The 13,906-nt window shown below is 35.2% G+C and carries 6 protein-coding genes; all 6 read left to right on the top strand.

Annotated features, from left to right (window positions below):
- Positions 1-35 precede the first annotated feature (35 nt).
- A complete protein-coding gene (locus DM444_RS19480) occupies positions 36-1,460 on the top strand; it encodes a sialate O-acetylesterase (RefSeq protein ID WP_111289735.1) in 1,425 nt (474 codons plus the stop codon).
- Between the two features lie 230 nt (positions 1,461-1,690).
- On the top strand, positions 1,691-4,021 hold the full coding sequence (locus DM444_RS19485) for a DUF5703 domain-containing protein (protein WP_111289737.1): 2,331 nt from the start codon (positions 1,691-1,693) through the stop codon (positions 4,019-4,021).
- 15 nt (positions 4,022-4,036) lie between these two features.
- Complete coding sequence (locus DM444_RS19490) at positions 4,037-6,496, top strand: pectate lyase family protein (protein WP_111289739.1); 2,460 nt, start codon at positions 4,037-4,039, stop codon at positions 6,494-6,496.
- A 158-nt stretch (positions 6,497-6,654) separates the two neighbouring features.
- Positions 6,655-8,673, top strand: coding sequence for an aceric acid hydrolase (locus DM444_RS19495; RefSeq protein ID WP_111289741.1), 2,019 nt, complete (start codon positions 6,655-6,657; stop codon positions 8,671-8,673).
- Between the two features lie 169 nt (positions 8,674-8,842).
- Positions 8,843-9,829 (top strand): pectinesterase family protein, encoded by a 987-nt coding sequence (locus tag DM444_RS19500; RefSeq protein ID WP_111289743.1) that lies wholly within the window; start codon positions 8,843-8,845, stop codon positions 9,827-9,829.
- Between the two features lie 688 nt (positions 9,830-10,517).
- A complete protein-coding gene (locus DM444_RS19505) occupies positions 10,518-13,901 on the top strand; it encodes a SusC/RagA family TonB-linked outer membrane protein (protein WP_111289745.1) in 3,384 nt (1,127 codons plus the stop codon).
- Positions 13,902-13,906 lie beyond the last annotated feature (5 nt).

The raw sequence follows: 13,906 nt of genomic DNA on the forward strand, positions 1-13,906 counted from the left end.
AATGCTCTAATCTGTGGCAAAAAAATAAATAAAAAATGAAAAAATTAATTATTGCATTATTAACAGTTTTAGCGAGCTTTCAAATCAATGCCAAAATCAAATTGCCAGCATTGTTCTCTGATAACATGATGCTACAGCAAAAATCTAACGCACCAATTTGGGGCTGGGCAGAAAAGAACGCTAACATTGTAATCAAAACTTCGTGGGATTCTAAAATTTACAAAGTAAAAGCAGACGCTTCAGGAAAATGGAAATCAGAATTACAGACTTCTTCTTTTGGAGGCCCATATACGATTGAAGTTTCTGAAGGAAACGAAAAAGTAACCATCAAAAATATTTTGTTGGGCGAAGTTTGGCTTTGCTCTGGACAATCCAATATGGAAATGCCGTTGAAAGGATTTCAAGGTCAGCCTGTTAAAAACGGAAACGAAATCATCGTAAGATCAACCAATAAAAATATCCGTTTGATTACAGTTCCAAGAGCGACAGTTTTAGAACCATTGCAAGATTTTGAAGGAAAATGGGAGGAAGCTTCTCCAAAATCGACTTCAAATTTTAGTGCAACGGCTTGGTATTTTGGTTCGCTTTTACAGGAAGTTTTAAATGTTCCGGTGGGATTAATTCATGTTTCATACGGAGGTTCGAGCATGGAAGCGTGGATGAATCAGGAAATGCTGAAAGATTTTGCGAGCGCTAAAATTCCGACTACAAAAGAAGAATTAGCAAAAGATCCAAATCGTGTGCCAACGACTTTGTTTAACGGAATGCTTTCGCCTGTAATTGGTTACGGAATCAAAGGCTGTATCTGGTATCAGGGAGAATCAAATTATGAAAGAGCTTCTGAATATACCGCTTTAATGAAGAAAATGGTCAGCAGTTGGAGAACGCTATGGAATCAGGGCGATTTTCCTTTTTATTTTGCTCAGATTGCGCCATTTAATTATGCTTCATTTCATCCAAAAGATTATTTAGAAAAATACAATTCGGCTTATTTGAGAGAAGCGCAGTTTAAGGCTTCAAAGGAAATTCCAAACTCAGCAATGGCAGTTTTAATGGATGTTGGAGAAGAAAACAACATTCATCCAATGGATAAAGAAAAAGGCGGAAACCGTTTGGCTTTTCAAGCTTTGGGAAGAACGTATGGAATTGAAGGTTTCGAATTCGAAAGTCCGAAATACAAATCGATGGAGATAAAAGATGGTGCCGTAACGGTTTCTTTTGATGATGTTGCTAACGGAATTACTTCTTATGACAAAGAGGTTTTAGGTTTTGAAATAGCGGGAGCAGATAAAGTTTTCTATCCAGCAAAAACGGTTGTGAGAAGAAAATCAGTGGTTTTAACGTCAGATAAAGTAAAGAATCCAGTTGCGGTTCGCTATTTATGGAAAGATTTCGCCAAAGCGGAATTGTTTAGTGCAGGCGGTTTGCCAGTTTCGTCATTTAGAACAGACGAATGGTAATTATGAATTGTGAATTGTAAATGATTAATGACGAGTTTAACGACTAGTTTGTCATTTCGACGAAGGAGAAATCTCCACGAGAAGCTCGACAAAGATTGGCGACTATTGTTGCGGAGTTACTTGCGAAGATTTCTCCTTCGTCGAAATGACAAGAAATGAGAATAAATCTGCGAGAGAAAATAAAAAAATATACCTACAAGGTTTTAAAAACCTTGCAGGAAAGAAAAAAAATGAAAAATAATATACTATTACTACTTCTCTTCACCACGCTTTGCCTTAAAGCGCAAATCCCTGCGCTCGATAATTATAATCAAATTTGGTCAACGCAAAGCAATAATTCATCAGAATCGATGCCTTTGGGAGGCGGTGATATTGGTATGAATGTTTGGGTGGAAAAAGGAGATTTGTATTTTTATTTTTCACGAAGCGGAACTTTCGACGAACATAATACTTTATTGAAATTAGGACGTGTAAAAGTGACTTTAAGTCCGAATCCCTTTGAAGGAAAAGAAGGTTTTCATCAGGAATTAAAATTAAAAGACGGTTATATTTTAGTTGGACAGAATGATACTAAAATCAAACTCTGGGTGGATGTTTTTAAACCAATAATTCATGTTGATTTAGAAAGTAAAAATCCGTTGAAAATGACAGCGTCTTATGAAAGCTGGCGTCATAAAAACCGTATTTCAAAAGGAAAAGAAAACAACGCCAATTCTTATAAATGGGCACCTCAGGGAGATCTTGTCAATTTTAAAGATTCAATTGCTTTTGAAAATAACGGTGTCAAATTTTATCATAAAAATAGAGAAAATACTGTTTTTGATGTAGCGGTTAAACAACAGAAAATGGAATCGGTTAAAGACCAAATGATGAACCCGATTTCCAATTTAACTTTTGGCGGATTTATGAAAGGCGATAATTTAAAACCTGATGGAACATATTTAGGAAAATACCAGTCAACCGATTTTAAAGGTTTTAGTTTAACGAGTATAAAACCTTCGAAAAAACATTCATTAGAAATTTATTTAAACACCAGTCAATCTGATTTTTCTACTTGGGATAATGGATTAAAAAGTTTGATTTCATCCAATAAAAACACAGCAAAACAAGCGGAAAAAAACACTCAAAAATGGTGGAATGATTTCTGGAGCCGCAGTTTTATTTTTACACAAAAGAATCAATCGACTGCGAAAGATTCGGTTTATCAAATCGGACAGAATTATCAGTTGTTCAGATACATGCTGGGATGCAATGCGTATGGAAAATATCCAACCAAATTCAACGGCGGACTTTTTACCGTTGATCCTGTTTACACTAATAAGGATTTAGATTTTACTCCCGATTTCAGAAATTGGGGAGGAGGAACCATGACAGCTCAAAATCAGCGATTAGTTTATTTTCCGATGGTAAAAAGCGGTGATTTTGATATGATGAAATCGCAGTTGAGTTTTTATCTCGATTTGCAAAAAAATGCTGAGTTGCGTAGTAAAGTCTATTGGAAACATAACGGCGCTTCATTCACCGAACAATTAGAAAATTTTGGACTCCCAAATCCAGCAGAATACGAATGGAAACGTCCCGCAGATTACGATCCGGGAATGGAATACAATGCTTGGCTCGAATACGAATGGGATACGGTTTTGGAGTTTTGCCAGATGATGTTGCAACAGAAAGAATATGCTGGAGAAGACATTCAAAAATACAATCAATTCATAATTAGCTGTCTTCGTTTTTTTGATGAACATTATCAATATTTAGCCAAACAAAGAGGAAGAAAAGCATTGGATGGAAACGGAAAATTAGTTCTTTTTCCAGGTTCAGCTGCTGAAACTTATAAAATGACCAATAATTCGAATAGCACGATTTCAGCTTTACAAATTATTACAGAAAATCTTTTAAACCTTTCAGGAAATCAATTGTCAAAAGAAGACGTTGAATATTTAAAAGCATTTCAAACTAGAATTCCGCCTTTGAATTTTGGACAAATCGAAAATCATAAAGTTTTACTTCCTGCCAAAACATGGGAAAGAGTTAATAATTCTGAAGTCCCGCAATTGTATCCCGTTTATCCGTGGAGAATTTACGGCATTGGAAAACCTGATTTAGAAACCGCTTTAAATACTTGGAAATACGATTCTGATGCTTTAAAATTCAGAAGTCATATTGGTTGGAAACAGGATAATATTTTTTCGGCTCGTTTGGGTTTAACCGAAGAAGCGGCAAAATATAATACGCTAAAAATGGCGAATTCAGAAAGACGTTTTCCAGCTTTTTGGGGACCGGGATTTGACTGGGTTCCAGATCATAATTGGGGCGGATCGGGAATGATTGGTATGCAGGAAATGCTTTTGCAGGAAGCAGGCGAAAAAATCTATGTTTTTCCAGCCTGGCCAAAAGAATGGAACGTTCATTTTAAATTACATGCCAAACAAAATACTACAATTGAAGCCGAACTCGTGAATGGAGAATTGAAGGTTTTAAAAGTAATTCCAAAAGAAAGAGAAAAGGACATTATAAATCTGTTAGGAAAATCCGAAGCAGAGAAAACGAAATTAAACTAACTATTGCCAATCAAAATGATAAAGAAATTAATAAGTGGTGCTGTTTTGTCCATGCTTTTGACCACAAACGGACAAGCACAATCAGTTCAAAATACTGATAAACAAATTGTTAAAGTCGACTTTGATTTTTTTCAAAGAAGATTGGAAGAAGTTCATGACCCAAGTTACGATTCGTGGGTGATTAACGAAGGAAAAGAAGAAGAGAAATCATTTAATAATGTGTCTTTTAAGTTAAAAGGAAACTTTACTTCAAAATGGTATAAAGTTGGGATGAGTGCTCCACATTATAACAAATTGGGAAGTGACGGTTTGGTTACAGCTGAAAATTTAGAATTGAAAATCAGCGGATTGAAAGCAGGAAAACATACACTTTTGACTTTTCATAATGCTTTTGATGTCATTACTGGAAAAACTTTTTCTCCAATCAAAATCTACGTAAACGGAAAACTTCAGGAAACGGTAAATGCCAGTCAGAGAGCGAATTCAAAAGTAGATGCGGCAATGGCATATATTACTTTTACTGCCGAAAAAGGCAAAGATGTAATTGTTCGTTTTGAAATTGACTCAACAAATAATCCTGATATTGTAAAACAAATTGTAATTAATGGTTTTGAAATTGATACGCCAAACTTGATGAATCAGGCGCGTACCCCAGAACCAAAAAACAGAGACGAACACGTTGAAGTAAATAAAAATTTGATCCTAAAATGGGATGCTCCAAATAGTGTTGCAGCGCATAATTTGTATTTTGGCGAAGACAAAAATGCTGTAGAAAATGCAACAGAATCTTCAAAAGAATTCAAAGGAAAACTGATTGATAAAAATTTTGCAGTTTCAGATTTATACAGCGGTACCACTTATTATTGGAGAGTAGATGAATTGGATAATAAAGGTGAAGTTACTCAAGGAAATGTATGGTCTTTTAAACCAGCACAATTAGCATTTCCGGGAGCAGAAGGTTACGGACGTTACGCAGTTGGGGGACGTGGTGGAAAAGTAATTGAAGTAACGAATTTAAATGACGACGGACCAGGAAGTTTACGCGATGCGATTAATCAGGAAATTGGACCAAGAACGATTGTTTTTACTGTTTCGGGAAATATTAAACTAGAATCGAGATTAGTGGCAAATCAGCCCTATATTACTATTGCTGGACAAACTGCTCCGGGTGAAGGAATTACGATTAGCAGAGCCCCCATTGGATTAACTGGAAATGATGGTGTAATGAGATTTCTAAAAGTTCGTATTGGAGGAGGCAGAACGTTTGACGGAATGGGATTAACGGGCGCTGATTATAGTATTATTGATCACTGTTCGATTAGCTGGACAATTGATGAATCGTTTAGTTCGCGTGGTGCGCATCATATCACTTTACAACGAACTTTAATTTCAGAAGCTTTAAACGTTGCGGGACACGATAAATATCCTGCCGGAAAAATGCACGGTTTTGCCGCGACGATTGGCGGTGATATTGGAAGTTTTCACCATAATTTATTGGCACATAATCAAGGTCGTAACTGGAGTATTGGTGGTGGCTTAAATGGTGACGGTTATTACACAGGAAGATTGGATATCACAAACAATGTGGTTTACAACTGGGGAGGAAGAACAACTGACGGAGGAGCAAACGAAGTGAATTTTGTAAATAACTTTTACAAACCGGGCGCTTCAACTACCATATTTGTAGCCTTAAACGCGCAACACGAAGGTGTCGGAAAAGGAATGCAGCGTTACTATTTTAACGGAAACATAATGCCAGGTTATTTTGATGAGAAATCTCAGGATAAAGGCAGAAAATCGACTATAAGTCATAACGAGAAAGTAGATTATGAAACTTTTGTAGACAAACCATTTTTTCCTTCGTATGTAGAAACACAATCAGCGAAAGCGGCGTATAAAAATGTGCTTTCGGATGTTGGTGCCAATCAGCCGTTTTTTGATAAACACGATAACAGAATTATAGAGGAAACTTTAAAAGGAACTTTTACTTACAAAGGCAGTAAAAGTGGCTTAGGCGGTATGATCGATAACGAACAAGATGCAGGCGGATGGCCAAATTTTGCTTCAGAAACTCGTCCGGCAGATTGGGATACAGATCATGACGGGTTGCCAAATTGGTGGGAAAAAGCTTTTGGTTTAAACGAAAATTCATCTGTTGGAGATTTTTCAGATGCCAATCAAGATACGGACAGAGACGGATTTACACAGTTGGATAATTATTTAGACTGGTTAGCGCAGCCTCATTATTTTATCAATCTAAAAGATAAAAAGACTTTAAGTGCAGCAGATTATTTCAAGGGTTATGAAAACAAACCAGTTTATACTTTCTCTGATCTTAAAAATGGAAAAGTGGTTTTAAAAGGAAAAGAAATTCAGTTTACAACTGTTGAAAAAGGATTCGCTTCTTTCGTTCTAACCGTAAAAGATGCAGACGGAGATTCAATGAGCAGAATGATTAATTTCTTCGTAAACTAGAAAAGTTTCACGCAGATTTTAGCTGATTTAGGCAGATCTGCGCAGATTTTAATTTTAAAGAATAGAAATCAATAAATATCTGCTAAAATCTGCAAGATCTGCGTGAAAAATTAAGCTCTCGTAGATTCAGCAGATCAGGCAGATAAAATAAATTCAAAATGAAAAAGAACATCATCATATCCTCTTTATTTCTTTCAACCGTAATCTTTGCGCAGAACAAAGGCTTGGTTGCGAATTCAGAAAGTCCATATTCGAAACTGCAGAGTGTAGGCCTGCAAGATGTAAAATGGACAAACGGATTCTGGAAAGAACAATTTGATGTAGAAACCAAAAACACACTTCCGTATATGTGGGATTTGTATCATAACGATGAAATTTCGCATGCTTATAAAAACTTCGAAATCGCAGCAGGTTTAAGTAAAGGAACTTTCAAAGGCCCTTCGTTTCATGATGGCGATTTCTACAAGATTTTTGAAGGAATGGCTGCAACTTATGCCGTAACAAAAGATAAAAAACTAGATGTCGAAATGGATAAAGCCATTGCGCTTTTCGCCAAAGTACAGCGCAAAGACGGTTATATTCATACTCCAGTTTTAATCGATGAACGCTGGGGGACTTTAGGCCCAGAAGAAGTAAAGAAACAATTGGGTTTTGAGAAATACAATATGGGACATTTAATGACTGCGGCTTGTATTCATTATCGTGCCACAGGAAAAACAAACTTCCTTAATATTGCAAAAGGTGTTGCCGATTTCTTGTATGATTTTTACAAAAAAGCTTCGCCAGAATTGGCTCGAAATGCTATTTGTCCGTCGCATTATATGGGAATTGTCGAAATGTACAGAACGACTAAAAATCCGAAATATCTGGAATTAGCTAATAATTTAATTGACATTCGCGGAACTACAAATGATGGAACCGATGATAATCAAGACAGAGTTCCGTTTAGACAGCAAACAACTGCAATGGGGCACGCTGTAAGAGCAAATTATCTTTATGCCGGAGTTGCCGATTTGTATGCTGAAACGGGGGAAAAGAAATTACTAGATAATTTAGAATCAATTTGGGATGATGTAACGTATCGCAAAATGTACATTACTGGTGGCTGTGGTTCTTTATACGACGGCGTTTCGCCAGACGGAACGTCTTATGATCCAACTGTGGTTCAGAAAATCCATCAAGCGTATGGAAGACCTTTTCAATTGCCAAATGCAACCGCTCATACCGAAACCTGTGCTAATATTGGAAATGTGTTATGGAATTGGAGAATGCTTCAAATTACAGGAGATGCCAAATATGCTGACATTGTTGAATTAGCATTATACAATAGTGTGCTTTCGGGAATGGATTTAGAAGGAGAAAAATTCCTTTACAATAATCCGCTGAATGTTTCAAATGATTTGCCATTTCATCAAAGATGGGGTAATGAACGTGAAGGTTATATCGCATTATCAAACTGTTGTGCGCCAAACGTAACCAGAACAATTGCCGAAGTTGGAAATTATGCGTACAATATTTCGAAAGAAGGTTTGTATGTAAATTTATACGGAAGTAATCAGTTAAGAACGAAATCTTTAAATGGAGAAGAAATTGAAATTGAACAGCAAACTAATTATCCTTGGGACGGAAAAATAACTTTGAAAATTGTAAAAGTACCAAAAGATTTACAGACTTTCTTTTTAAGAATTCCGGGCTGGAGTCAGAATGCGGAAGTATCGGTAAATAATGCAAAGATTACTGATAAAATCATTTCTGGAACTTATCTGCAATTAAACCAAAAATGGAAAAAAGGAGATGTGATCGAATTGAATCTTCCAATGCCTGTTGAATTAATGGAAGCTAATCCGTTGGTTGAAGAAGTTAAAAATCAGATAGCCGTAAAAAGAGGACCTCTGGTGTATTGTTTAGAATCGGATCAGCTTCCTGCGAAAATAAGTGTAAATGATGTGGCTTTGAATTTGAAATCGAATTTTGCAACAAATAATTTTACCTTGAATAATAGAAATTTAGTAAGCATTGATGCAGAAGCTGTTATAAATTCGAATAATTCATGGAATAAATCTTTGTACAAACCGCTTTCTTCTAAGGATGCAACGGCAGTATCTGTAAAATTGATTCCGTATTTTGCTTGGGGAAATAAAGGAAAAGGCGAAATGACGGTTTGGATGTCGCATTAAAATGATTGTCGTAAACTTTTGACAAAGTTTTTACCTTCAGTTTGTCATTCCGAGGAACGAGGAATCACACTCGGGAATCGACAAAGATTGGATACATTCAATGCGGAGTTTCTAGTGTGATCTTTCCTTCGTCAAGATGACAAAACAAAACGAATAAATAAAAAAAGAAATGAAATATATTCTAACTCTATTTTTAATAACGACATTGGCAATATCAGCTCAAACGCTCGATAACAAATTAGCATTAACCGTTGCTCAAGACGGTTCTGGAGATTTTAAAACCATTCAGGAAGCAGTAAATAATGTAAAAGATAATTCAGAGAAACGTGTTGTAATCACTATAAAACCAGGAAAGTATGTCGAGAAATTGGAAATTCCAGCTTCAAAACCCTTTATTACTTTAAAAGGTTTAGACAGAAATAAAACTATTATTTCATTTGATGATTATTCAGGGAAACCGCTTCGAGAACCAGATCCGTCGGGTAAAAAAGAATTTGGAACAGGAACTTCGTATTCTTTCATGATCAAAGGAAATGATTGTACGCTTGAAAATCTAACTGTAGAAAATACAGCAGGACGAGTAGGACAGGCGGTGGCGCTTCATATTAAAAGTGACCGAGTTTTGGTGAAGAATTGTAATATCTTAGGAAATCAGGATACGCTTTATTTATCAGAAGGAAATACGCGAACTTATTTTGAAAACTGTTTTATAAATGGTACAACCGATTTTATTTTTGGTGCTGCGACGGCTTATTTTTATAAATGTACGATTGAAAGTTTAACCAATTCATACATAACCGCTGCGTCGACTCCGCAAGGACAGGCTTATGGTTTTGTTTTTGTTGATTGTAAACTTACTGCAAAAGACAAATCGGTTGATAAAGTATTTTTGGGAAGACCATGGAGACCTTACGCGCAAACGGTTTTTATTAATACAGATTTAGGTTCGCATATAATTCCCGAAGGTTGGAATGCTTGGCTTGATTCTCGATTTCCTGATAAAGATAAAACTGCTTATTATGCAGAATTTGGAAGTAAAGGTTCTAGTGCTAAAGATATTTCCCAAAGGGTTTCTTGGTCTCATCAATTAAAGAAAGAGGATATTAAAAAATACAATAGAGATTTAGTTTTAAATAAATGGAATCCGAAAGCGTAGTTTAAATAAGTTCAACAGAACAAAAATAATTTTAACAAATGCCCGCTGATACTGATGTCAGCGGGTTTTTTATTGGGTTTTCTTAAGTAAGAAAAACGTCGAAAAATAGCGTTTACATTTTGTTGGTCAGAAATTACTTTTAAAAATTAATTTTTTTATTAAAAATTATTTAATGTTTTTTTAAAGGTATCCTGTATATATCCTGCGTATATTTTTACAGGTTTTTTATTACGAAATGAACTCGTTTTAGTTAATTATCTCTATCGTTTTCGTAAAAAATGACTTTTTATAAGCGCTTAGATATCAGTAGGTATAGTAATAAGTTTTGCAGAATAAATAACAGATGTTTATTTTTGATGTAAATCTTATCGTTTTTTAGTGAAAATGGGTTTATAAATTTTGTTTTAAGCAAACATTTGTCTTAAATATTTTGTTTCGTTTATTTTTTCCTTTTGTTTTTTATTAATATTGTTTTTTTTGAGTCTTTTTTTTCCAAATTATACGATTAAACAGGATAGAGCAGGACGGTTCTAATATATCATCGTTATATTTTTGGAATACTAAAATAAATGTGTTTTAAACATTTAAAGAAAATGTTTTAAGATTCCTTTAAGGAAAATTATGTTACCATTAAGACACGTTTAAACATGACTAACTAACATTAATAACCTAACCAAAAAAAACATTTATGAAACAAGCACTTATAAAAAGATGTAGTTTTCTTTTGTTTGCACTGATGAGTGTACTGAGTTATGCTCAAAATCAAGTTACAGTAACGGGAACTGTTACAGACAATTTAGGAGGATTGTTGCCTGGAGTTAACGTAACTGAAAAATCTACCAAAAATTCAGTGACGACAGATTACAATGGAAAGTATCAAATCAAAGTTAAAAGTGGAGGTACTTTGGTTTTTTCTTTCATCGGAATGAAAAAAATAGAATTGCCTCTTAATAATCGTTCGATCGTTAATGCACAAATGCAAGACGATTTTAACCAATTAGAAAACATTGTTGTAGTAGGTTACGGAACTCAAAAGAAAAAGGAACTTACAGGAGCAATCGCAACGGTAAAACCAGATGATTTAATGGACTTGCCAGTGACCAACTTATCTGACGCTCTAAAAGGTTTAGTTCCAGGTCTTGCTGTTACAAGTGGATCAGGACGTCCTGGAGATGCTGGAAGTATTCAAATTCGTCAATCATTCGGTTTTTCAAAAGATGGAAACTCAACTATTCCTTTAGTAATCATTGATGATATGATTCAGGTAGATCCAACTAATGGTAAACCTACATTGGAACAATTCAATAGATTAGATCCGTCTGAGATTGAAAGTATTACGGTTTTAAAAGATGCTTCTGCAGCAATTTACGGTTCTCGTGCTTCGCAAGGTGCAATCGTAGTAAAAACAAAACGTGGTAAATCTGGTAAAGCAAAATTTACTTATAATAGCCAGTTTGCTGTAAACGATGCTATTAGCCACAGTAAAACTTTAAATGCTTATGAATTTGGAGTTTTCAGCAATAGATTTTTAACTTCTCAAACTCCAAATATAGATCCAGTTAAATTGTATTCTGCTTCTGAATTAGAAGAAATGAAAAGTTTAGATTATAACTGGTTAGATGAAGCTTGGAAACCTGCTATTCAGCAAAAACACTCTTTCAATGTAAGTGGAGGTAGCGAAGATATTACTTATTTTGCTGGTGCAACTTATCTTACTCAAGATGCCAATTTAGGATATCAGAAATATGATAAATGGAATTTCCGTACAGGAATTAATGCAAAAATCGCTAAGAACTTAGATTTCTCTGCTTCTGTTTCTGGTAATTCAGGAACAATTGATAAATCTTTTACTAAAGCTTCTGCAAATATTAGTGACGGAAGCTACGGTTCTGCAGCAGGTGGAGAGCAAGCAGATTACGGATTCTTGTTACACATGCCTAAACATGTGCCGTGGGAAACGGTTGTAGATGGTAAGACATATTATATGTCTCCATTTCCTAACTCAAACAAAAACCTAGGAAGTGCAAATGCCAACACTACAATTGCCGGATGGAACTATTTTGCCAACTTAAATAATGGTTCTCACCAAATTACAGACGATTATTCATATAACGTGAATGCTTCGTTAAACTATAAATTAGCAGCTGTTAAGGGATTATCTTTCAAAGGAACTTACTCAAGAACGCAAAGTTCTTCTTATACAGAACAAATTCAGTTGCCATACGATTTGGCTAGAATTAGAAACTACGAAACAGAAGGAAATCACCTTGCTAGTGCAGCTGATCCATCTGTTTACAACGCGACAACTAATCCAAATGGAGATTATGTGATCGAAACTAACGTTAGAAATTCAAGAGTTTACTATAACAATAGCGATAGTAAAAGTACTCAAGGAGATTTTTTCATTAACTATGATAGAACATTTGGAGATCACCAAATTGGAGCCATGGTAGGAGGAGAGGCTTCTGAAATTTACAATACATCTACTCGTTTAGCTTATGAGCAAACAGGGAAAGATTATTTAGGAGATTATCGTACAGCAGGAACATTAAGTGCTTCTAACAGTACTGCAACAAAAGTAGAAGGAGGTACACTTTCTTATTTTGGACGTTTAAATTATAACTACAAACAAAAATATTTATTCCAATTCCTTTTCCGTAGCGATGCTTCTACAAAGTTTGCTCCAGAAAATTATTGGGGATATTTTCCATCTGTTCAATTGGGTTGGGTAATGTCTAAAGAAGATTGGTTTGAAAAAGCTTTACCGTGGGTTGATTTCTTAAAACTTCGTTATTCTATTGGTAAAACTGGTAAAGATAATATTCAGCCTTGGAGATGGGTTCAATATTATGATGTTATTGTGGATAAAGGTTTCCAATTTGGACCTGCAGGAACTAACTCTGGAGGAGGAAATAATGGAAACGGTGTAACTCCAAGGGTAACTCCTAATAGAGATGTTACTTGGGATACTACAGTAAAAAACAACATTGGTATTGACTTAACTGTTTTGAAAAACAGATTAAATTTTACTGCTGATTTCTATTATGATAAAACTACTAATATGTTAACAGACATGAGTAGTGCGGTTGGTGTGCCAATTTCTGCTGGTGGAGCTTATGCAGAACAAAACTATGCAGCTATTGATGCGTGGGGATCTGAGTTTAGCCTTAACTGGAGTGATAAAATCAAAAGCAATGTAAGTTATGATATAGGTATTAACTTTAGTTATGCTAATAATGAAGTGAAAAAATACCCAGACCAAGGAAATGTACTTCCATCTAACAATGCTACAAGAGAAGGACAGTCAGTAGGATTTAATCCAGTTTGGGGATTTGCAGTTTGGAAAGGAACATCTACAGGAGACGGTATTTTACGTACAGACGAAGATATTGCTAACTATTGGGCTTACTTAAGCGAGCGTGCAACAGCTGTTGGAGGAACTCCAAAATACTTTGATATTACTACACCTTCTGGAATTAGAAAAGGATCTTTAGCTTATCAAGACGTTGCTGGACAGCTTAATCCTGACGGATCTTTAGCCCCTGCTGATGGTCAAATCATGAAAGAAAATGATTATGTGAAATTGGCAAACAGCAGCAGAACTTATGGATTTACTACTAATTTAGGATTTAAAGCTAATGGATTCTATTTGAGAACTCAAATTTCAACTTCATGGGGAGGCGCTACATTTGTTGATTTAGTAAGCCAAGGAACATCAAGTGCAAACAGTATGTGGTCTCGCGAAAGTTTCTGGAGAGATATGTATTCAGATGATAATCCAAACGGAAAATATCCTAACGTAGCACAATGGAGCTATATGTCAAGCCCGTCAGATTTCTGGCAATTGAATACTTTCCGTTGTTTTGTTAGAAACTTAAGTGTTGGATATGATATTCCTAAAAAAGTGTTTGCAGATACAAAAATATCTGGAATAACATTAGGTGTAACAGGTAATAACCTTTGGGATTTATATAATCCTTATCCAGATCATTACCGAAACATGTATGATAATTCTTCAGTAGGATATCCTACGCTTAGAACTTGGACGCTTAATTTTACCGTATCATTCTAATCTAA

The organism is Flavobacterium ginsenosidimutans, assembly GCF_003254625.1.
GTDB classification, from domain to species: domain Bacteria; phylum Bacteroidota; class Bacteroidia; order Flavobacteriales; family Flavobacteriaceae; genus Flavobacterium; species Flavobacterium ginsenosidimutans.

Bases quoted from the DNA above. Each gene is read 5' to 3' on its own strand.
- DM444_RS19480 (WP_111289735.1), top strand. From the start codon at position 36: ATGAAAAAATTAATTATTGCATTATTAACAGTTTTAGCGAGCTTTCAA.
- DM444_RS19485 (WP_111289737.1), top strand. From the start codon at position 1,691: ATGAAAAATAATATACTATTACTACTTCTCTTCACCACGCTTTGCCTT.
- DM444_RS19490 (WP_111289739.1), top strand. From the start codon at position 4,037: ATGATAAAGAAATTAATAAGTGGTGCTGTTTTGTCCATGCTTTTGACC.
- DM444_RS19495 (WP_111289741.1), top strand. From the start codon at position 6,655: ATGAAAAAGAACATCATCATATCCTCTTTATTTCTTTCAACCGTAATC.
- DM444_RS19500 (WP_111289743.1), top strand. From the start codon at position 8,843: ATGAAATATATTCTAACTCTATTTTTAATAACGACATTGGCAATATCA.
- DM444_RS19505 (WP_111289745.1), top strand. From the start codon at position 10,518: ATGAAACAAGCACTTATAAAAAGATGTAGTTTTCTTTTGTTTGCACTG.